We start from the raw sequence: 20,017 nt of genomic DNA on the forward strand, positions 1-20,017 counted from the left end.
GCGTCGGGCTGCTGGCCGTCGCGGCCGTCGTGGCCGGCACGGTGCTGGGCGGCGCCCGGACGCCGTCCACCAGCGCCGCCGGCCCGTCGCCGTCCGGCCCGGCCGCCGCGCCGCTCATCGCCCCGCTGCCCCTGCTCTACCGCGGCCAGGACGTCGTCGCCCAGCTCGACGGCCTCGACGACCAGACCCCGGCCAAGCTCGTGGACGTGACCGGCGCGACGCAGGCGGCGGTCCGGTGCGCTGCGCCGGACGGCACGGCCCTGCCGGACGGGCTGCAGGTGACGGTGACGGCGTCCCAGCCGGGGGCGGTCGACCCCGAGGCGCGCGTGACCGTGCCGTGCCCGGTGGACGAGGAGCCGACGACGGTCGAGCTGACCGGCGCCGGCGGGTCGCAGCTGCGGGTGCAGGCGCAGTTCGACCGGGGCGTGCCCGCCGGGTCGGCTTTGTCCGTGGCGGTGCTCGACGGCCCGGACGTGATCGACCTGTCGACGCTGCGCCGGACGCCGAAGGGGTACGGCTTCATCGGGTCGTACGCCCTGTCGGACGGCTGGGTCTACGCCTCGGGCACGGCGACGCCGGGGCCGAGCGGCTCGGAGCAGGTCACCAACGGCGTGCAGGTCTTCATGGAGGGCAAGCGCGACGTCCACCTGCTGGTGCACTGCATCGGCGCGCAGACCCTGACGGCCGACGTCGGCGACGGCTCGACGTCCTCGGTGTCGTGCCCCGGGACGCAGCGGGTCACCAAGACGCTCGACCTGCCGCTGCCCCGCTCGAGCCAGCAGCTGCTGAAGCTCACCGTCTCGGACGCCGACCCCGGCGCCCTGGTCGAGGTCGGCCTCTCCGCCCGCTGACCGGAAGGTCTGGAGGTTTGAGAGACTGGGTGGTGTGAGCCAGCAGCAGGTGTCGTTCTACGACGAGGTGGGCGGCCACGAGACGTTCGTGCGGCTCGTGCACCGCTTCTACCAGGGCGTGGCCGGCGACCCCGAGCTGCGGGCCCTCTACCCCGAGGACGACCTAGGGCCGGCCGAGGTGCGCTTCCGGATGTTCCTCGAGCAGTACTGGGGCGGCCCGACCACGTACAGCGACGAGCGCGGCCACCCCCGGCTGCGGATGCGCCACCACCCGTTCGCCGTGACCCCGCACATGCGCGACCGCTGGCTGCACCACATGCGGAACGCCGTCGACGAGCTCGCGCTCGCCCCGGTGCACGAGGCGGTGCTCTGGGACTACCTCGAGCGCGCTGCCCACTCCTTGGTCAACACCGCCGGCTGATTGTCGCCGCGCGGCGGTGGCGACGTAGCCTGCTGACCCGTGAGCTCCGAGACCCTCCAGGCCCAGCCCAGCAGCACGCTCCCCCGCACCGAGCCCGGCCAGGAGTGGTGGCGCAGCGCCGTCATCTACCAGGTGTACCCGCGCTCGTGGGCCGACTCGGACGGCGACGGCATCGGCGACCTGCCCGGCATCACCTCGCGCCTGCCGCACCTGGCCGAGCTCGGCGTCGACGCCCTGTGGCTCTCGCCGTTCTACGTCTCGCCGCAGGCCGACGCCGGCTACGACGTCGCCGACTACCGCGCGGTCGACCCGGTCTTCGGCGACCTCGAGGCGGCCGACGCCCTGGTGGCGCGCGCGCACGAGCTGGGCCTGAAGGTCGTGGTCGACATCGTCCCCAACCACACCAGCGACGAGCACGAGTGGTTCCGCGCCGCGCTGGCCGCCGCGCCCGGCAGCCCCGAGCGCGGCCGGTACCTGTTCCGCGACGGCCTGGGGGACGACGGCGAGCTGCCGCCGAACTCGTGGAGGTCGGTCTTCGGCGGCCCCGCGTGGACCCGCGTCACCGAGCCCGACGGCTCGCCCGGCCAGTGGTACCTGCACCTGTTCGACGTCAAGCAGCCCGACCTGGACTGGACGGAGCCCGAGGTACGGGCCGAGTTCGTCTCGATCCTGCGCTTCTGGCTCGACCGCGGCGCCGACGGCTTCCGCATCGACGTCGCCCACGGCCTGGTCAAGGCGCCGGGGCTGCCCGACTGGGAGGCGGACCCGGAGATGCTGCACGCCAGCGACTCCCGCTTCTCGCGCCCCCCGTACTGGGACCAGGAGGGCGTGCACGAGATCTACCGCGAGTGGCACCGGGTGGCCGCCGACTACGCCGGCGACCGGGTGCTGGTCGCCGAGGCCTGGGTCGAGCCGCCGGAGCGCATCGCCCGCTACGTGCGCCCGGACGAGCTGCACCAGTCGTTCAACTTCAGCTACCTGGTGACGCCGTGGCGCGCGGCTGACCTGCGCGCCGTCGTCCAGACCTCGCTCGAGGCCATGGACGCCGTCGGCGCGCCGACGACCTGGGTGCTGAGCAACCACGACGTGCTGCGGCACGCCACGCGGTTCGGCTTCCCGGCCGGCACGGCGCTGCCGAACGGCATCGGTGCCGACGACCCGCAGCCGGACGCCGCGCTCGGCCTGCGCCGGGCCCGGGCCGCCACGCTGGTGATGCTGGGCCTGCCGGGCAGCGCCTACGTGTACCAGGGCGAGGAACTGGGCCTGCCGGACCACACGACGCTCCCGGACGACGTCCGCCAGGACCCCACCTGGATCCGCTCGTCGCACGAGCACCGCGGCCGCGACGGCTGCCGCGTGCCCGTGCCGTGGGAGGCCGACGCGCCGTCGTACGGCTTCGGCCCGACCGCCGCCAGCTGGCTGCCCCAGCCGGACGTCTGGCGCGAGCTGGCTCTCGACGTCCAGCGCGGGGTCGACGGCTCGACGTACGAGACCTACCGCGCGGCGCTGGCCGCCCGGCGCGAGCACCGGCTCGGCGAGGGTTCGCTGGAGTGGCTCGAGGGCTACCCGGACGACGTGCTGGCGTTCCGCAACGGCGACGTCGTCGTGCTGGCGAGCACCGGCACGACGTCCGTGCCGCTGCCGGCCGGCCTCGAGGTGCTCGTCACGAGCCTGCCGCTGGACGACGAGGGCGTGCTGCCCCCGGACGTCACGGTGTGGGCGCGGGAGCGCTGAGCAGCGTGCCCAGCGCGTCGAGCAGCGGCCGGACGTCGTCCGGCGCCTGCGTCTCGACCGTGCGGTAGGTCTGGCCCTCGGCCGTGATCGTGTAGGTCATCTCGTCGCTGCGGGTCGGCGTGGTCTTGCCGTCCCCCAGCGCGGCGAGGTCGGCGTCCTTGACCGCCCGGACGACGGCAGCGAGCTCGGCCTCGCTCAGCTGCCGCTCGACCGGCGCCTTGCCCTTGCTGGTGATGGTGGCGGTGCCGTCGGGGCGCACCTCGACGCGGTCCTGCAGGCCGCCGATGCCGCCGCTGCGCATCAGCACGACCGGCTGCGAGATGCCCTCGGTCATGCGACCGCCCGGCTCGCTGGTCGCGGACGACGACGGGGTGCCCGGACTCGTGGTGGACGAGCTGCCCACCTGCACGTCGGACTCGGACCCGCACGCGGCGGTGCCGAGCAGCGCGGTCGAGGCCAGCAGGGCTGCGGTCAGGAGCGTCTTCGCGTCATGTCGCATGGTGGTGGGACGCTACCGGCTGGTGTCCGGTTCCACCCGATTTCTAGTCCGTGGCGAGGTACCAGGCGGTCGAGGTCAGCACGGCGAGCACGAGCAGCGTGAACAGCAGGCCGCCCGCCACCGGGAGGAACCAGCCCGGCGCGCGGCGCGCCCGCACGGCGACCACCTTCACCACGGCGGCGCCGAAGACCGCGCAGCCGAGCACGCCGTGCACCACCGTGCGCAGGGGCACCGTCCCGCCGTCCGGCAGGGTGCCGCTCTCGAGGCCGAGCGCCCACAGGCAGTGGTACCCGACGAACACCGCCAGCAGCAGGGCGACGGTTCCGGACGCGCGGTGGGCCCGGCCGAGCCACGGCGGGGCCGGGCGACCGAGCTTGCCGTACATCCACAGCGCGCCGAGCAGCTGCAGCACCACGAGGACGGCGATGACGAACGACACCGCCACCTTCATGGCGATGACCGTGCGGAAGCCGAGGGTCGTCGTCCCGTCGAGCGTCGGGTCGTGCACCCGGCCGAAGACCCCCAGCAGAACCGCGACGACCGCGCCGGCGGCGAAAGCCGTCAGCGGCACCGTCACGCCCTTCGGCGACGTCGCGCCGTCCATGCCCCCAGCGTGCTCCCACCACCCCCCACCCCGGAAGGGCTGCAGTTGATCACGTTGTGCATGCCTAGGGGTGCTTTCCACGGGCTGCAGCCCTGGGAAAGCACTCCGAACCCTCGACAAGCTCCCCCGCTAGACGCGGGCGAGCCAGGGGTGGCCGGGGTGCGCCCGCCCGAGAGCCCAGCGCAGCCAGCCGCAGGCCCCGTCGTCGAGCAGCGGCAGCGCGCCGTCGAGATCGCGCTGGTCCTTCTCTCGCACCGCCTTGGCCTTGAAGAGCAGCACGACCTCGGGCCGCAGGTACGGCACGCCGCTGGCCGTCCGGCGCACCAGCTCGACGTACGGACGACGGATGGAGGCGTCCCGCCGGCAGATCCACTGCTCGCCGTCGTGCGGCTCGCGGAACACGTCGAGCCGGTAGGTGCCGGAGCCGCGCTCGCACGCCCAGGTCTGGTGGGTGAAGGCCAGCGAGACCGGCGACACCGGCCACCGGTGACCGGCCCCCACGACGTACCAGTCGACCTCGTCGAACCGCCCGGCGATCTCGGCGAAACCCGCTGCGGGACAGGCGATCTCGAGGTCCTCGTGCTCGCGCGTCTGCTCGCCGCGGAACAGGTCGAGCGCCCAGCCACCCGCCACGTACCACGGCGTGCGCACCCCGCCCAGCCGCTCGGCCACGAAGGACGGGCGCCACGCGTCCCAGTCGAGGTCGTCGAGCTCGACGGCCTCGCCGCCGGGCGGCAGCTCCCCGGGCTCGGGCTCGCTCACAGCAGCGACCGGCGGGCCAGCACGTGCCCGCGCGGGGTCGACAGCCGCCGCCACGGGCCGCACGCGTGCAGCGTCACCGGCTCGTCGGCCGTGACGAACCCCAGCGCGTCCGCCGCGAAGGCCGCCCCGGCCGGCACCCCGGCGATCCCGTCGAGGTCGCGGCCCCACACCAGGGCTCGCAGCCGCGCCACGGCGTGCCCGCCCGCGCCCTCCCCCGCGCCGCCCGCGATCTCGTCGACACCGGCGCGCGCCGCCGCACCCAGCAGCCCGGCGTCCACGGCACCGACCGCCTCCCAGCCCGACCGCGGGGGCGACACCCCGGCCCACCCGGCGTCCTGGACGTCGGCGGGTGGCAGCGGGAGCACCACGTCGGCGTCCGCGCGGGCCAGCCGGTCGAGCACGGCCGCGAGCGCCACGGTGCGGTCGCACGTCGCCGGCTCGGCCAACGGCACGACGCGCAGCCCGAGCACCGTGGGGCCGCCACCGCCGTGCACCGGCGAGACGTAGGCCGCCAGCACCTCGCCGGAGGCCACCAGCCGCACCGCCCCGTCCGGGTCCACCCGTCGGGCCCGCGCGACGAACGTGCCGAGGTCGGCGAGCGCCGTGCGGTCGGGCAGCACCAGCGCAGCGGTCACGGGGTGGCCCGGCGCATGCGGAACGGCACCGGCTCGCCGCGCAGCGCGTCCAGCCGCTCGACGTCTTCGGCCGCGATCCGGCGCGGCCGCTCGGCCACCAGGTCGAACACCACGAGCGTCGACTCGGCCACCGCGTAGCGCACCCGCTCGCCGTCGGCCGGGGCGTCGTAGACCTCGTACCCGACGTCGATGCGCGCTCCCTTGATCGTCGTGATCCAGAGGTCGATGTGCACCGGCTCGGGCCGCCACTTCAACGGCTTGAGGTACTCGATCTCGTGGCGCACCACCAGGATCCCGGTGTCGAGCAGGCTCTTGTCGCCCTCACCGGCACGGTGGGCGGCGAAGGCCTCGATGCGCGCGTCCTCGAAGAACCGCAGGTACTGCACGTTGTTGACGTGCCCGTAGGCGTCCATGTCGGACCAGCGCATCGGGTAGTCGCAGCGGTAGCGAGCCATGGCGCCCATCATCCACGCCGCACCCCCGCGATACCGTGCCGAGGTGCCCCGAGGCCTCGACCTGACCGCGCTCAGCGGCTGGCTGGACGACCAGCACCCCGGCCTGCGCCAGGGCGACCTGCGGGGCGAGCTGATCGCCGGCGGACGGTCCAACCTCACCTACGCCCTGGACGACGACACGCACCGCTGGGTCCTGCGCCGCCCGCCGCTCGGACACGTCCTCGCCACGGCCCACGACATGGCCCGCGAGCACCGCGTGATCAGCGCGCTCGCGGGCTCGGCCGTGCCGGTGCCGGCGACGGTGCTGGAGTGCGCCGCCGAGGGCTCGCCGCTGGGCGCGCCGTTCTACGTGATGGAGCGGGTCGAGGGCGAGGTGCTGCGCAGCGCCGACGCCCTGCGCACCGTGCCGCTCGACGAGCGCGCACCGCTGGCGCACCGGCTCGTCGACACCCTCGCGGCGCTGCACGCGGTCGACCCGGATTCTGTGGGGCTGGCCGACTTCGGCCGGCCCGAGGGGTTCATGACCCGCCAGGTCTCGCGCTGGGGCCGCCAGCTCGACGCCAGCCGCAGCCGCGAGGTCGACGGCATCGACGCGCTGCACGACGGGCTGGCGGCGCGCGTGCCCGAGGCGCAGCGCGCGGTCGTCGTCCACGGCGACTTCCGGCTCGACAACCTGCTGGTGCGGCCCGGCCCGTGGGACGTCGCCGCCGTCCTCGACTGGGAGATGGCGACGCTGGGCGACCCGCTCACCGACGTCGGGCTGCTGCTCGTCTACTGGGGCGAGGCCGACGCGCCGCACGGGCTCGGCTCGGTGGCCGACGTCCCGGCGGCGGTCGAGGGGTTCCCGTCGGGCTCCGACCTGGCCGCCCGGTACGCCGAGGTCACCGGACTCGACGTCGCGCCGCTGCCCTGGTACGTCGCGTTCGGCTTCTTCAAGCTCGCGGTGATCCTCGAGGGGATCCATTTCCGGTGGACGCAGGGCCAGACGGTCGGCGAGGGTTTCGACCAGATCGGATCCGTCGTGCCCGGCCTGGTGGCCGCCGGCACCGCCCAGCTCCAGGAGATCGCGTGACCTCTGCCCTGTCCTGCTCCGTCGACGGCCCCGCTGGCGCGCCGGCCGTCCTGATGCTCCACTCCGGGGTCGCCGAGCGACGTCAGTGGGACCCGCAGGTGCCGGCCCTCGCGGCCCGGTACCGCGTCGTCCGGCCCGACCTGCGCGGTTTCGGCGAGACGCCGGTGCCGGACGTCGCGTGGGACGACGTCGACGACGTCCTCGCGCTATTCGACGACCTCGGGGTCGAGCAGGCCGCGGTGGTCGGCTCGTCGTTCGGTGGACGCATCGCACTCGAGCTCGCAGCCCGTGCGCCGCAACGGGTCTCGCGGCTCGTGCTGCTCTGCGCCGCGTTCGGCGGGATCGAGCCGACGCCCGACGTCCGCGAGTTCGGCGCGGCCGAGGACGCCCTGCTCGAGGCCGGCGACGTCGACGGCGCGGTCGACCTGAACGTCCGCACCTGGCTCGGCCCGGAGGCGACCGACGAGGTGCGCTCGGCCGTCGCGGGATGGCAGCGCCGCGCCTTCGAGCTGCAGCTGGCCGCCGACGACGACCTGTGGGGTCCCCGGCCGGACGTCGACCCCGCGGCGATCGAGGTCCCGACCACGGTCGTGGCCGGTCGGCACGACCTCGAGCTCTTCGGCCAGATCGCGCGACACCTCGCCGCGGCGATGCCGGACGCCCGGTTGGTCGAGCTGGACTGGGCGGGGCACCTGCCCAACCTCGAGCGCCCCGACGACACGACCGACCTGCTGCTCACCGCCCTCGACGCCTGACCGGGAGGACCCCCCGTGGACTTCGCCTACGACGACCGCACGCGCGAGCTGGCGGCGCGCCTCGAGGCGTTCCTCGTCGAGCACGTCTACCCGGCCGAGCCCGTGCTGCACGAGCAGGTGCTCGCCGCCCGGGGCTCCGACCGCGAGTGGTCGCGGCCGCCGGTCGTCGAGGACCTCAAGGCCGAGGCGCGGCGCCAGGGGCTGTGGAACCTGTTCCTCCCCGGCGAGCGCGGCGCGGGCCTGACCAACGTGCAGTACGCACCCCTGGCCGAGCTCACGGGGCGGTCCCCCTGGCTCGCCCCCGAGGCGCTCAACTGCGCCGCGCCCGACACGGGCAACATGGAGGTGCTGGCCGAGTTCGGCACGGCGGAGCAGCAGCAGCGGTGGCTGCAACCGTTGCTGGACGGGCGGATCCGCTCGGCGTTCTGCATGACCGAGCCGGACGTCGCGTCGTCCGACGCCACCAACATCGAGACCGCGATCCGGCGCGACGGCGACGAGTACGTCGTCACCGGGCGCAAGTGGTGGTCGACCGGGGCGATGGACCCGGCGGCCGAGATCTTCGTCGTCATGGGGCGCTCGGCCGACCCGGCCGACGCCGGGGTCGAGCGGCACCGCGCGCAGTCGATGGTGCTGGTCCCGCGCGACACCCCGGGCGTGCGGGTGGTGCGGCCGCTGCACACGTTCGGGTACGACGACGCGCCGCACGGCGGTCACGCCGAGGTGGCGTTCGACGACGTCCGGGTGCCGGCGGCGAACGTCCTGAAGGGCGAGGGCGAGGGCTTCGCGATCGCCCAGGCCCGGCTCGGCCCGGGCCGCATCCACCACTGCATGCGGCTGATCGGCATGGCCGAACGGGCGCTCGAGCTGATGTGCCGGCGCGCGAACGAGCGGGTGGCCTTCGGTCGCCCGCTCGCGGCGCAGGGCGTGGTGCGCGAGCAGGTCGCGGACGCCCGGGTGGCGATCGAGCAGGCGCGGCTGCTGGTGCTCAAGACCGCGTGGCTGATGGACACGGTCGGCAACAAGGGCGCGCACACCGAGATCCAGGCCATCAAGATCGCCGTGCCGCTGATGACCCAGCGCGTCGTCGACGACGCGATCCAGGTGCACGGCGGCGCCGGCGTCAGCCAGGACACGCCGCTCGCCCAGCTCTGGGTGGCGGCGCGCACGCTGCGCCTGGCCGACGGCCCGGACGAGGTCCACCGCATGTCCCTGGCCCGGCGCGAGCTCGCGCGGTACCAGCAGGCGGACCGAACCTTGCCATAACGGGGCAGATCGGACAGGCTCGTCCCTGCGGGGGGACCGGACGAGGAGGTCCACCGTGCGCCGACGCGCCATCCGTTCTGCCCTGGCCACCGCCGCGGGGCTGGTCCCGCTCGCGCTGGTCGCGACCGCCGTCAGCGCGCCGGCCCAGGCGGCCAGCGGCTCGACGTCCGGCCCGCTCACGCGAGACGACCGGCGCACCCTCGTGCGGTACGCCACCGACACCTACCGCTCGCTGGTCGCCATGACCGACGACGCCACCGGGCTGCCGGCCGACAACATCACCGGTTCGGTGGCGCACCCGGTGCGCTCGGGCTACACCTCCCCGACCAACATCGGCGGCTACCTGTGGAGCACGGTCGCCGCCCGCGACACCGGCGTCATCAGCCGCGCCGAGGCCTACCGCCGCCTGCACCAGACGCTGAACACGTTGGGGCACATGGAGCGCCACCGCGACAGCGGCATGTTCTACAACTGGTATGACGAGCACACGGCAGCCAAGCTCACGACCTGGCCGAGCTCGGGCGACCCGATCACGCCGTTCCTGTCCAGCGTCGACAACGGGTGGATGGCCTCGGCGCTGATGGTGGTGTCCGGAGCCGAGCCGCGGTTGAAGCGCCAGGCCCAGGACCTGCTGCGCCCCATGGACTTCGGCTTCTTCTACAACCCGGCACCGGCTCGCGAGGGCGTCGACGCGGGCTTGATCCGCGGCGGCTTCTGGGACTCCGACCCGGGCGGCTGCAGCGTCGTCGGCAACTACCGCGAGCGCGGCCCGGACGTCTGGTACACCTGCAACAGCTACGACACCACGGTCACCGAGGCGCGCATCGCCCTCTACGTCGGCATCGCGCGCGACCAGATCCCGGCCAAGGCCTACTACGCCACCTGGCGCACCTTCCCCAGCACCTGCGACTGGTCGTGGCAGGAGCAGCAGCCGGTCGGGACGACGCGCACCTACCTCGGCGTCCCCGTGTACGAGGGTGCCTACCGCTACCGCGGCATGCGGCTCGTGCCGAGCTGGGGTGGTGACATGTTCGAGTCGCTGATGCCGGACCTGTTCGTGCCCGAGGCCGCGTGGGGCAAGCGCAGCTGGGCCGTCAACCACCCGCTCACGGTGCGCGCGCAGGTCGAGCACGGCCTGGACGAGGCGGGCTACGGCTACTGGGGCTTCTCGCCCTCCAGCACGCCCGGTGGCGGCTACCGCGAGTACGGCGTCGACGCGATCGGCATGAACCCCGACGGCTACTTCTCCGACGCCGAGAAGACCCCGGTCGACGGCGGGTTCGGCGACTGCCGCGCGGCCACCGCGCCGTCCCCGACGTTCGGCGACGGCGTGGTCACGCCGCACGCGTCGTTCCTGGCCCTGCCGTACGCGCCGCGTGCCGCCCTCGACAACCTGAAGAAGATCAAGGACGACCTGCACGCCTACGGCGACGGCGGGTTCTACGACGCCGTCGCCGTGAGGTCGGGCACGGTGGCCAAGACCTACCTCTCGCTCGACCAGGCGATGGTGATGGGCGCCATCGGCAACGTGCTCGAGGGCAGCCTGCACGACGCCTTCGCGACGCCGCAGACCGAGCGGCGGCTGCGGCCGCTGCTCGCCCGCGAGGTCTTCAGCGCGGGCGGCTGACGCTCAGCTCTCGAGGCGCTGCTGCAGGCGGTTCATCGACGCCAACCAGGCGTCGGGGTCGGCCGCCTTGTCGCGCAGGTAACCGGCGACCTCGGGGTGCGGCAGCACCAGGAACCGGCCGTCCTGCAACGCCTCCAGGACGACGTCGCCCACCACCGAGACGTCGACGGCGGCCGGCTCGAGCAGCGCGCGTCCCAGACGGCCCGTGCCCTCGAGCATCGGCGTGCGGACGCCCTGCGGGCACAGCGCCTGGACGACGACACCGCGGTGCGCGTACGTGGCGCGCATCCACTCGGCGAAGGCCACGGCCGCGTGCTTGGTGACGGCGTAGGGAGCGCTGCCGAGCATCGTCAGCAGACCGGCGGCCGAGGCGGTGACGAGCAGGTGCCCTCGGCCGCGCTCGAGCCACGCGGGCAGCAGCGCCTCGGCGGCGCGGACGTGGGCCAGGACGTTGACGTCGAGCGCCTGCGCCCAGGCCTGCGGCGTCGCGGCACGCTCGCCCTCGACGCCGCCCTTCGGGGCCACACCGGCGTTGGCGCAGAACAGGTCGACCGCCCCGAGCCGCTCGCGCGAGCCCTCGACGAGCGCGGTGACGCCCTCGGGCGTGGCGGCATCCCCGGGCAGGGCCTCGCCGCCGACCTCGCCGGCCACCCGCACCGCGGCATCGGCGTCCAGGTCGTTGACGACCACCCGCGCACCCTCGCCCGCCAGCCGCCGCGCCAGCTCGGCGCCGATGCCCGAGCCGCCGCCGGTGACGACGACGCCCGCTCCGTCGAGCTGCAGCGGCTCACCCACGGACGACCACCACCCGGCCGGTCGTCGCGCCGGACGCCAGGCGCCCCAACGCCTCCGGGACGTCGTCGACCCCCACGCGCTCGCTCACCAGGGGGCGCACCAGCCCGGCCGCGACCAGCGCGTCGACCTCCTCCTGCGCCTGGCGCACCAGCTGCGGCGCGCGCTCCTGGTACATCCCCCAGTGCAGCCCCAGCACGCCGTAGTTCTTCACCAGCGCGTGGTTCGTCGCCGCCTGCGGCACCTGGCCGCTGGTGAACCCGACCACCACGACCCGCCCCTCGAAGGCGACGACCTTCGTCGAGGCGGCGAACGCGTCGCCACCCACCGGGTCGTACACGACGTCCGCTCCGCCGGGACCAAGGACGTCCTTGAGGGCCGCCACCAGGCCGGGGACGTCCCCGGCCTCGTGCCGGTCGACGACCTCGTCGGCACCGAGCCCGCGCGCGACCTCGACCTTCGCCGGGCCGCCGACGACGGCCACGACCCGGGCACCGGCGCTCTTGCCGAGCTGCACCGCGGCGCTCCCCACGCCACCGGCGGCGGCGTGGACGAGCAGCGTCTCGCCGGCCTGCAGGCGGGCGCGACGGTGCAGCCCGAACCACCCGGTCTGGTACGCCACGTACAGCGCCGCGGCCTCCGCGTCGTCGAGGTGCTCCGACGCCGGGAACACCGTGGCGGCGGAGGCCACCGCGTAGTCGCCCAGCGCCCCGTGCGGCAGCGCCGGCATGCCCAGGACGCGGTCGCCCACCTCCGGCCCGTCGACGTCCGGACCGACCGCGACGACGCGGCCGCACAGCTCGATGCCCGGCGTGAACGGCAGCTCGGGACGCACCTGGTACTGCCCGGCGGCGAGCAGCACGTCGGGGAAGTTGAGCGCGCACGCCGCGACCTCGACCAGCACCTGGCCGGGGCCGACGTCCGGCACCGGCACCTCGCGGCGCTCGAGCGCGGACGACGGGTCGCCGTGCCGCACGACCTGCCAGGCCTGCATCGAGCCCGGGACGTCGGGGGCGCCGCTCACCCGAGGCCGCCGGACCGGCTGATGCCGCCGTCGACGAGCAAGGTCTGACCGGTGACCCAGGCCGCGTCGTCCGAGAGCAGGAACGCGACGGGACCGGCGACGTCCTCGGGCAACCCCAGGCGCTGCAACGGGTAGTGGCGCGCGACCGCCTGCTCGTCGTGCGAGTACAGCGCCTCGGCGAACTTGGTCTTGACGATGGCCGGCGCGACGGCGTTGACCCGCACGCGCGGCGCGAGCTCGATCGCCAGCGACTCGGTGAGCGAGATGACGGCGGCCTTGGTGGCGCCGTAGAACGCGATGCCGGGGGCCGGGTTGACGCCGGCGATGGACGCGACGTTCACCACGGCGCCGCGCCGCTCGGCCAGGCCGGCCTTCACCGCCAGCTGGGTCCAGGCGAGGGTCGACACCACGTTGGTCTCGGCGATCTTGCGCGCGGCGTCGAGGTCGAGGTCGACCAGCGGCCCGGCCACCGGGTTTATCCCGGTGTTGTTGACCAGCAGGTCGATCCCGCCGAAGGCGTCGAGCGCCGTCTGCACCGTCTGCTGGCGGTGGTCGGCGTCGTCCGAGCGCCCCGCCACCGCGACGGCGTGGTCGGCACCGCCCAGCTGCTCGACGGCGGCGTCCAGCGCGTCCTGCTTGCGCGCCGTGATGACGACCCGCGCGCCTTCTGCCACCAGGCGTTCGGCGATGCCGAGGCCGATGCCGCGCGAGGCACCCGTGATGATCGCGGTCCTGCCCTCGAGCCGCCTCACAGGCCGAGGTCCCGGCCGATGAGCTCCTTCATGATCTCGTTCGAGCCGGCCCAGATCTTGGTGACGCGGGCGTCGCGCCAGGCGCGCGCCACGCGGTACTCGTTCATGTAGCCGTAGCCGCCGTGCAGCTGCACGCACTCGTCGATGACGTCGTTCTGCACCTGGGCGCTCCACCACTTGACCTCGGCCGCCTCGGCCGGGCTGAGCTCGCCGTCCGCGAAGGCCTGCACGCAGGTGTCGACGAACGCCTGGGTCGCGTCGATCTGCGTCTTGAGCTCGGCGATCTTGAACTTGTTGTGCTGGAACGACCCCACGGCCTGGCCGAAGGCCTTGCGCTGCTTCACGTACTCGATGGTCTCGTCGAGGATCTGCGACGCGTGGGCGGTGTTGGAGATGGCCGCGCCGACGCGCTCGGACACCAGCCGCTCCATCATGTGGATGAAGCCCATGCCCTCCTCGCCGATGCGCAGCGCGTCGGGGACGCGCACGTCCTGGAAGAACAGCTCAGCCGTGTCGGACTCGGTCTGGCCGACCTTGTCGAGCTTGCGGCCGCGGCTGAAGCCCTCCATGCCGGCCTCGACGCCGAACAGCGTGATGCCCTTGGCGCCCTTGGTCGGGTCGGTGCGCGCCGCGACGATCACCAGGTCGGCGCCGTACCCGTTGGTGATGAAGGTCTTCGAGCCGTTCAGCACCCAGTCGTCGCCGTCGCGCACGGCGGTGGTCTTGAGCGCGGCGAGGTCGGACCCGCCGCTGGGCTCGGTCATCGCGATCGCGCAGACCAGCTCGCCGGTGCAGAAGCGCGGCAGCCAGCGCTCCTTCTGCTCGTCGGTGGTGAGCTCGACGAGGTAGGGCGCGCACACGCTGTTGTGGATGCCCAGGCACGACGAGACGGACGCCGAGACCCGGGCGACCTCCTCGGCCACCACGACGCCGAAGCGGTAGTCCTCGCTGCCGCCGCCGCCCCACTCGTCCGGGACGTGCAGCCCGAGCAGGCCCTGCTTGCCGGCCTCGACCCAGAACTCGCGCGGCAGCGCGCGGTTCTCGACGAACTCGTCCATGTGCGGCACGACGTGGCGCTGCAGGAACTCGCGGGCGGTGGCGCGCAGCGCCTCGTGCTCAGGACCGAACAGGGTGCGGCGCACCGGGACCTCCGGGGACGTGGGGTGGTGACTAAGCGCTTGCTCACCTGCTAGCGTCCCGGTCCGTCGACCCCTCTGTCAAGGACGCCCGATGACCTCCCCGCCGCTCGCCCCGGACGCGTTCGTCGACCTCGGCGACACGCAGCGCCGGATCGTCGACGCGGCCGTCGCGGCCTTCGCCGAGCGCGGGTACCACGCGACGACGACCCGCGACATCGCGCTCGCCGCGGGCCTGTCGCCGGCCGGGCTCTACGTGCACTACCCGAGCAAGGCGGCGGTGCTGGCGCAGGTCAGCCGGCTCGGCCACGAGGCGGCGCTGCGGCTCGTCGAGACGGCACTGGGGCCGACGGCACCCGGGGGGCCGGTCGAGCGGCTGCGGCGGTGCGTCGAGACGTTCACCTCGTGGCACGCCCGGCACCACACGGTGGCGCGCGTCGTCCAGTACGAGCTCGGGGCGCTCGAGGGCGAGGACCGCGCGGAGGTGGCCCGCACCCGGCGGGCGATCGAGCACCTGGTCGAGGACGAGGTGCGGCGCGGCGTCGCCGCCGGGGTGCTCGCGGTCGACGACCCGCACGCGGTGACCCGCGCCGTGCTGTCGCTGTGCATCGACGTCGCGCGCTGGTACGACCCCGCCGGGCGGGAGTCGCCGGACGACGTCGCCGCGCTCTACGGCAGGCTGGTGCTGCGCATGCTCGGCGCCCCGACCACGACGGAGGACCTGTGAGCGACCCGGCGACCCCGGACACCCCTGACGGCGCGGCGCTGCTCGGCGGCCTGCTCGACGTCCTCGACCTGCAGGCCACCGGCACCGACGACCGCGGCCAGGACCTGTTCGTCGGCGCGAGCCAGCGCCAGCCGCACGGGCGGGTGTTCGGCGGCCAGGTGCTGGGCCAGGTGCTGGTGGCGGCCGGGCGCACGGTGGAGCCGGATCGCGACGTCCACTCGATGCACGGGTACTTCCTGCGGCCGGGCGACTCCGACGAGCCGATCACCTTCGCCGTCGAGCGGCTGCGCGACGGCCGCTCGTTCAGCGCGCGACGGGTGCACGCGATCCAGCACGGGCAGCCGATCCTGTCGATGATCGCCTCGTTCCAGACCGACTCCCCCGGGCTGGACCACCAGGACGAGATGCCTGACGTCCCCGGCCCCGAGGGCCTGCCGACGACGGCCGAGCTGATGGGGCACATCGACCACCCGGTCGCGCGGTACTGGGCCCGCGAACGCCCGATGGACCTGCGGCACGTCGACACGCCCGTCTACTGGGAGGCCGACCCGCAGCGCACGGCGCGCAACGCGGTCTGGATGCGCACGCCCGCGCCCATGCCCGACGACCCGCTGCTGCACCGCGCGGTGCTCGGCTACGCCAGCGACTACACGCTGCTGGAGTCGGTGCTGCGCCGGCACGGCGTCACCTGGGCCACGCCGGGGTTGAAGGCGGCGAGCCTCGACCACGCGATGTGGTGGCACCGGGCGGTGCGCGTCGACGAGTGGCTGCTGTACGTGCAGGCCAGCCCGTCGGCCACCGGGGCGCGCGGGCTGGGCATCGGGCGGATCTTCAGCCAGGACGGGCGGCTCGTGGCGTCGGTCGCGCAGGAGGGCATGCTGCGGGTGCCGCAGGGCTGAGAACCGTTGTGGATCAGGTGATCTGGGCCACTCCGCTCTCAAGGTGCTCCGGCCCGGGGTCGATGCCCTGGTCAAGCCCTCGCCGGACGGCGGGGCGCCTGGTGCCACGCCGAGCCCTGCCACGGCACCAGGGACGTCGATCCGACGCGTTGGTGGCAGGGACGGAGCGCCCAGGTAGTACGAGCCGCCGCCACGGCGGTTCTTGGGGGTAAGGACGTCGACGGCCGGCCGCACCAGCGGCGCCGGACGACGGACCGGGGAACAGGTCCCCGACCCCGACAGGTCCCGCTTCGCAGGCGTTGACCTGGAGCTCTCCTCGTGACCACGACGCCTCGTGCGCTCAGCCCTGCCCTCGTCCGGCTGCTCGTCGTCCTCGTGACGGCCGCCGGCCTCACCGTCCCCCAGCTGCTGGCCGCGACGCCGGCCCACGGCGCGACGCCGACGGCCGTGCGCGCCGTCACCGTCTCGCGCCAGCTCGCCCGACGGGCGGTGCCCGCCCGGGTCGCGGCCCGCGCGGTCCGGTACGCCGCCACCCGCAAGGGGTCGCGCTACCACCTCGGCTCGGCCGGCCCGCGCCGCTTCGACTGCTCGGGCCTGACCCAGTGGTCGTACCGGCACGCCGGGCGCCGCATCCCCCGCTCGTCGCAGCAGCAGTGGCGGGCCACCCGGCACGTGCACACCGCGCAGCGGCGCGTGGGCGACCTGGTGTTCTTCTTCCACGGCAAGCGTGCGTACCACGTGGGCATCTACGCCGGGCACGGCCAGATCTGGCACGCGCCCAAGCCGGGGTCGCGCGTGAAGAAGGTGCGGCTGTGGACCTCGCACGTGCGGTACGGCCGGGTGCGCTGAGCACCTGGCCGCACCGCCAGTGCGGCCGGGTACGGGTTCGGGCTGCCGGTCAGTCGCGGGTGAGCTTGCGGTACGTGACGCGGTGCGGGCGCGCGGCGTCCGGACCGAGGCGCTCGACCTTGTTGGCCTCGTAGGACTCGAAGTTGCCCTCGAACCAGTACCACTTGGCGGGGTCCTGGTCGTCGCCCTCGTAGGCCAGGATGTGCGTGGCCACGCGGTCGAGGAACCAGCGGTCGTGGCTGACCACCACGGCACAGCCCGGGAAGTCGAGCAACGCGTTCTCGAGCGAGCCGAGGGTCTCGACGTCCAGGTCGTTCGTCGGCTCGTCGAGCAGCAGCAGGTTGCCGCCCAGCTTGAGCGTCAGCGCCAGGTTGAGGCGGTTGCGCTCGCCGCCGGAGAGCACGCCGGCCGCCTTCTGCTGGTCGGGACCCTTGAAGCCGAACGTCGACACGTAGGCGCGCGAGGGGATCTCGGTGTTGCCGACCTTGATGTGGTCGAGCCCGTCGCTGACGACCTCCCAGACGTTCTTCTTCGGGTCGATGCCGCCGCGGCTCTGGTCGACGTACGAGATCTTGACGGTCTCGCCGACCTTGAGGTCGCCGCCGTCGACCGGCTCGAGGCCGACGATGGTCTTGAACAGCGTGGTCTTGCCGACGCCGTTCGGGCCGATGACGCCGACGATCCCGTTGCGCGGCAAGGTGAACGACAGGTCGTCGATGAGCAGCCGGTCGCCGAAGCCCTTGCGCAGGTCCTTCGCCTCGATGACCACGCTGCCCAGCCGCGGACCGGCCGGGATCTGGATCTCCTCGAAGTCGAGCTTCCGCGTGCGCTCGGCCTCGGCCGCCATCTCCTCGTACCGGGCCAGGCGGGCCTTGGACTTGGTCTGGCGGCCCTTGGCGTTGGACCGCACCCACTCGAGCTCTTCCTTGAGCCGCTTCGCCAGCTTGGCGTCCTTCTTGCCCTGCACCTGGAGCCGCTCCTGCTTCTTCTCCAGGTAGGTGGAGTAGTTGCCCTCGTAGGGGTAGAGGCGGCCGCGGTCGACCTCGGCGATCCACTGCGCGACGTTGTCGAGGAAGTACCGGTCGTGGGTGACGGCGAGCACGGCGCCGGGGTAGGCGGCGAGGTGCTGCTCCAGCCACTGCACGCTCTCGGCGTCGAGGTGGTTCGTGGGCTCGTCGAGCAGCAGCAGGTCGGGCTTCTGCAGCAGCAGCTTGCACAGCGCCACGCGGCGGCGCTCACCACCGGAGAGCACCTTGACGTCGGCGTCCGGCGGCGGGCAGCGCAGGGCGTCCATCGCCTGCTCGAGCTGGCTGTCGAGGTCCCACGCGTCGGCGGAGTCGATGACCTCCTGCAGCCGGCCCATCTCCTCCATCAGCTCGTCGGAGTAGTTCTCGGCCATCTCGGCGGCGATCTCGTTGTACCGGTCGAGCGCGGCCTTGATCTCGCCCGCGCCCTCCTCGACGTTGCCGAGCACCGTCTTGTCCTCGTTGAGCGGGGGCTCCTGCTGCAGGATCCCGACGGTGTAGCCGGGGCTGAGACGCGCCTCTCCGTTCGAGGGCTGGTCGAGCCCCGCCATGATCTTGAGGATCGTGGACTTGCCGGCGCCGTTCGGGCCCACGACGCCGATCTTGGCGCCCGGGTAGAAGGACATCGTGACGTCGTCGAGGATGAGCTTCTCGCCGTGCGCCTTGCGCGCCTTGGTCATGGTGTAGATGAACTCGGCCATGGCTCAAGGCTATCGGCCGCAGCGCGTGCCCCTGACCACGGCGGGTGGTGAGGCCGCCCGCTCGCGGCCCACCACCCGGCGTCCGGCTCAGGCCGCGACCGGCTCGCCGACCTCGGTGGTCGTGCCGTCGTCCGCGACCTCCGCACCGGGCTCGCCGTCCGCCTCGGCCGTCGTGGCTCCGCCGGGCGCCGGGGCACCCGAGCGCGTGACCCGCTCGAAGCCGGTGACGCCGCGCCGCAGGTCGTGCCCGACGGTGTAGGCCGTGAGGTCCACGTCCTTGCCGGTCTTGCCGTCGGCCTCCCAGTCGCGCGTGCGCAGCGTGCCGGTGACGACGACCGGCTGGCCCTTGCGCAGCGAGCGGTTGGCGTTGAAGGCGAGCCCGCCCCAGCAGCTGACGTTGATCCAGGTGGTGTCGCCGTCGACGTACCCCTGCACCTCGGGGTCGTAGCGGCGCGGGGTCGAGGCCAGGCGGAAGGACGTGAGCGGCTGGCCGCCGCGGGTGATCTGGTGGCGGGGCGCCGTCGCGACGTTGCCGCAGATGGTGGTGACGATCTCGTTCACGGAAGACCTCCTCGGTGACGCCGACGTCCTGCCGGCGCGACCGACCCTGCCCGTCACCGCCCTCACCGCGCCGCGCGCGCGGCTCCGCCTGTGGACGGTGGGACGAGGCGTCGTCCCTGTGGACGGGCGGTCGTCCCGTCGTCCACAGGAGCTAGCCGGCGGCTCGGCCGAGCGCCTCGCGGGTGCTGCGATGGTCGTCCAGCACCGCCGCCACCGGACCGAGCACCCGCTGCTGGGCGACGGCCTCCACCGCGGCCACCAGCGCCGCCCGCACGCGCCGTCCGCGCCGGTGGGACGCCGTCGAGGCGATCGCGCGCACCCCGACCCCGAGGAGAGCTCCGATGACCAACCCGCCGAGCAGCAGCAGCGTCGGCAGCGGCACCGGCCCGACGTAGGGCGTGCGCGGCTCGGGCAGGCGCAGCCAGCCGGTGACGCCGAGCCCGACCAGCCAGACCAGGCCCACCACGGCGGCGAGCGCCAGCGCGACCTGCAGCCACCCCACGAGGGTCCACCAGGACGGTCGCCGCAGGCCGAGGTCGGTGCGCACCACGGCCTGGTCGAGCGAGTCGGCGAGGTCGTCGGCCGAGGGCTGCCCGGCGGCGCGCACCGCGTCGGCCCACCGGTCGGGCAGGTCGTGAGCGGCCCGGTCGGCGACGCGGCGCACCGCGACGTCGACGCGCGAACGCTGGGCCGCGGTCGGTGCGGGCAACGAGGTGCGGGTCAGCACCGACGACAGGTCGCTCGCGGCCCCCGCCTGGTCGCGGAAGCTCTCGGGGCGCTCGACCCGGGCCGGCCGCGCGCCACCGAGCCGGAGCCGGCGCAGCGGGTCGGGGCGCAGCCGCCGGGCCCAGCGGGTGAACGGCCAGCCGG

General features: G+C 74.1%; 20 protein-coding genes and 2 pseudogenes. 10 read left to right on the forward strand and 12 right to left on the reverse strand.

From position 1 onward, the window contains the following. The 3 genes and pseudogenes from ACYVJ4_RS13180 to ACYVJ4_RS13190 form a co-directional block, all read left to right on the forward strand. Positions 1-851 (forward strand): annotated as a pseudogene (locus tag ACYVJ4_RS13180) (hypothetical protein); the annotation flags it as partial. Positions 852-885: 34 nt separating this feature from the next. After that, positions 886-1,272: a globin gene (locus tag ACYVJ4_RS13185; protein WP_460460590.1), complete on the forward strand. Its 387-nt coding sequence runs from the start codon at positions 886-888 to the stop codon at positions 1,270-1,272. Positions 1,273-1,311: 39 nt separating this feature from the next. After that, on the forward strand, positions 1,312-3,006 hold the full coding sequence (locus ACYVJ4_RS13190; protein ID WP_460460591.1) for a glycoside hydrolase family 13 protein: 1,695 nt from the start codon (positions 1,312-1,314) through the stop codon (positions 3,004-3,006). Here the strand turns inward: ACYVJ4_RS13190 and ACYVJ4_RS13195 are convergent. From ACYVJ4_RS13195 to ACYVJ4_RS13215, 5 genes are all read right to left on the reverse strand, one after another. After that, positions 2,981-3,505, reverse strand: a complete 525-nt coding sequence (locus tag ACYVJ4_RS13195) for a protealysin inhibitor emfourin (protein ID WP_460460592.1) — start codon at positions 3,503-3,505, stop codon at positions 2,981-2,983. The two genes, ACYVJ4_RS13190 and ACYVJ4_RS13195, sit on opposite strands and share 26 nt — an antisense overlap. Before the next feature lie 43 nt (positions 3,506-3,548). Beyond that, a complete protein-coding gene (locus ACYVJ4_RS13200; RefSeq protein WP_460460593.1) occupies positions 3,549-4,109 on the reverse strand; it encodes a DUF6529 family protein in 561 nt (186 codons plus the stop codon). Between the two features lie 129 nt (positions 4,110-4,238). Then, positions 4,239-4,871, reverse strand: coding sequence for a nucleotidyltransferase domain-containing protein (locus ACYVJ4_RS13205; protein ID WP_460460594.1), 633 nt, complete (start codon positions 4,869-4,871; stop codon positions 4,239-4,241). Continuing rightward, positions 4,868-5,506, reverse strand: a complete 639-nt coding sequence (locus ACYVJ4_RS13210) for a hypothetical protein (RefSeq protein WP_460460595.1) — start codon at positions 5,504-5,506, stop codon at positions 4,868-4,870. The genes ACYVJ4_RS13205 and ACYVJ4_RS13210 overlap by 4 nt, the downstream gene beginning before the upstream one ends. Continuing rightward, positions 5,503-5,961: an acyl-CoA thioesterase gene (locus ACYVJ4_RS13215; protein ID WP_460460596.1), complete on the reverse strand. Its 459-nt coding sequence runs from the start codon at positions 5,959-5,961 to the stop codon at positions 5,503-5,505. The genes ACYVJ4_RS13210 and ACYVJ4_RS13215 overlap by 4 nt, the downstream gene beginning before the upstream one ends. Here ACYVJ4_RS13215 and ACYVJ4_RS13220 point away from each other — a divergent pair. The 4 genes from ACYVJ4_RS13220 to ACYVJ4_RS13235 are packed head-to-tail and all read left to right on the forward strand — an operon-like array spanning position 5,960 to position 10,681. After that, the gene (locus ACYVJ4_RS13220; RefSeq protein WP_460460597.1) at positions 5,960-7,033 is read left to right on the forward strand and encodes a phosphotransferase family protein; all 1,074 of its coding nucleotides are present in this window, start codon (positions 5,960-5,962) and stop codon (positions 7,031-7,033) included. The genes ACYVJ4_RS13215 and ACYVJ4_RS13220 overlap by 2 nt on opposite strands. A gap of 53 nt (positions 7,034-7,086) precedes the next feature. Continuing rightward, entirely contained in the window at positions 7,087-7,788 is a 702-nt protein-coding gene (locus ACYVJ4_RS13225; RefSeq protein ID WP_460460608.1) for an alpha/beta fold hydrolase, read from the forward strand. 15 nt (positions 7,789-7,803) lie between these two features. Continuing rightward, complete coding sequence (locus tag ACYVJ4_RS13230) at positions 7,804-9,054, forward strand: acyl-CoA dehydrogenase family protein (RefSeq protein WP_460460598.1); 1,251 nt, start codon at positions 7,804-7,806, stop codon at positions 9,052-9,054. A 55-nt stretch (positions 9,055-9,109) separates the two neighbouring features. Continuing rightward, positions 9,110-10,681: a glucoamylase family protein gene (locus ACYVJ4_RS13235; protein ID WP_460460599.1), complete on the forward strand. Its 1,572-nt coding sequence runs from the start codon at positions 9,110-9,112 to the stop codon at positions 10,679-10,681. 3 nt (positions 10,682-10,684) lie between these two features. On the opposite strand, the gene ACYVJ4_RS13240 is transcribed toward ACYVJ4_RS13235, so the two are convergent. Genes ACYVJ4_RS13240 through ACYVJ4_RS13255 form a run of 4 tightly spaced genes read right to left on the reverse strand, consistent with a single transcriptional unit; the run spans position 10,685 to position 14,391 of the window. Then, positions 10,685-11,476: an SDR family oxidoreductase gene (locus ACYVJ4_RS13240; RefSeq protein WP_460460600.1), complete on the reverse strand. Its 792-nt coding sequence runs from the start codon at positions 11,474-11,476 to the stop codon at positions 10,685-10,687. Then, a complete protein-coding gene (locus ACYVJ4_RS13245) occupies positions 11,469-12,467 on the reverse strand; it encodes an NADPH:quinone oxidoreductase family protein (RefSeq protein WP_460460609.1) in 999 nt (332 codons plus the stop codon). Before ACYVJ4_RS13245 ends, ACYVJ4_RS13240 begins: the two co-directional genes overlap by 8 nt. A gap of 26 nt (positions 12,468-12,493) precedes the next feature. Further along, positions 12,494-13,249, reverse strand: a complete 756-nt coding sequence (locus ACYVJ4_RS13250) for an SDR family oxidoreductase (protein WP_460460601.1) — start codon at positions 13,247-13,249, stop codon at positions 12,494-12,496. Next, positions 13,246-14,391: an acyl-CoA dehydrogenase family protein gene (locus ACYVJ4_RS13255; protein WP_460460602.1), complete on the reverse strand. Its 1,146-nt coding sequence runs from the start codon at positions 14,389-14,391 to the stop codon at positions 13,246-13,248. The genes ACYVJ4_RS13250 and ACYVJ4_RS13255 overlap by 4 nt, the downstream gene beginning before the upstream one ends. 88 nt (positions 14,392-14,479) lie before the next feature. On the opposite strand from ACYVJ4_RS13255, the gene ACYVJ4_RS13260 reads away from it, so the two are divergent. From ACYVJ4_RS13260 to ACYVJ4_RS13270, 3 genes are all read left to right on the forward strand, one after another. Then, positions 14,480-15,112, forward strand: a complete 633-nt coding sequence (locus ACYVJ4_RS13260) for a TetR/AcrR family transcriptional regulator (protein ID WP_460460603.1) — start codon at positions 14,480-14,482, stop codon at positions 15,110-15,112. Next, the gene (locus ACYVJ4_RS13265; protein ID WP_460460604.1) at positions 15,109-16,011 is read left to right on the forward strand and encodes an acyl-CoA thioesterase; all 903 of its coding nucleotides are present in this window, start codon (positions 15,109-15,111) and stop codon (positions 16,009-16,011) included. Before ACYVJ4_RS13260 ends, ACYVJ4_RS13265 begins: the two co-directional genes overlap by 4 nt. A 318-nt stretch (positions 16,012-16,329) precedes the next feature. Beyond that, on the forward strand, positions 16,330-16,860 hold the full coding sequence (locus ACYVJ4_RS13270; RefSeq protein WP_460460605.1) for a C40 family peptidase: 531 nt from the start codon (positions 16,330-16,332) through the stop codon (positions 16,858-16,860). A gap of 49 nt (positions 16,861-16,909) precedes the next feature. On the opposite strand, the gene ettA is transcribed toward ACYVJ4_RS13270, so the two are convergent. From ettA to ACYVJ4_RS13285, 3 genes and pseudogenes are all read right to left on the reverse strand, one after another. Further along, a complete protein-coding gene (gene ettA / locus ACYVJ4_RS13275; protein WP_460460606.1) occupies positions 16,910-18,586 on the reverse strand; it encodes an energy-dependent translational throttle protein EttA in 1,677 nt (558 codons plus the stop codon). 87 nt (positions 18,587-18,673) lie between these two features. Next, the gene (locus ACYVJ4_RS13280) at positions 18,674-19,147 is read right to left on the reverse strand and encodes a single-stranded DNA-binding protein (RefSeq protein ID WP_460460607.1); all 474 of its coding nucleotides are present in this window, start codon (positions 19,145-19,147) and stop codon (positions 18,674-18,676) included. Positions 19,148-19,298: 151 nt separating this feature from the next. Then, positions 19,299-20,017, reverse strand: a pseudogene (locus ACYVJ4_RS13285) (ABC transporter); the annotation flags it as partial.

It is taken from the genome of Angustibacter peucedani (genome assembly GCF_054779595.1).

Coding starts and splice junctions, on each gene's coding strand:
- ACYVJ4_RS13195 (WP_460460592.1), bottom strand. CDS start 3,505: ATGCGACATGACGCGAAGACGCTCCTGACCGCAGCCCTGCTGGCCTCG.
- ACYVJ4_RS13200 (WP_460460593.1), bottom strand. CDS start 4,109: ATGGACGGCGCGACGTCGCCGAAGGGCGTGACGGTGCCGCTGACGGCT.
- ACYVJ4_RS13260 (WP_460460603.1), top strand. CDS start 14,480: ATGACCTCCCCGCCGCTCGCCCCGGACGCGTTCGTCGACCTCGGCGAC.
- ACYVJ4_RS13245 (WP_460460609.1), bottom strand. CDS start 12,467: ATGCAGGCCTGGCAGGTCGTGCGGCACGGCGACCCGTCGTCCGCGCTC.
- ACYVJ4_RS13215 (WP_460460596.1), bottom strand. CDS start 5,961: ATGGCTCGCTACCGCTGCGACTACCCGATGCGCTGGTCCGACATGGAC.
- ettA (WP_460460606.1), bottom strand. CDS start 18,586: ATGGCCGAGTTCATCTACACCATGACCAAGGCGCGCAAGGCGCACGGC.
- ACYVJ4_RS13225 (WP_460460608.1), top strand. CDS start 7,087: ATGCTCCACTCCGGGGTCGCCGAGCGACGTCAGTGGGACCCGCAGGTG.
- ACYVJ4_RS13220 (WP_460460597.1), top strand. CDS start 5,960: ATGGCGCCCATCATCCACGCCGCACCCCCGCGATACCGTGCCGAGGTG.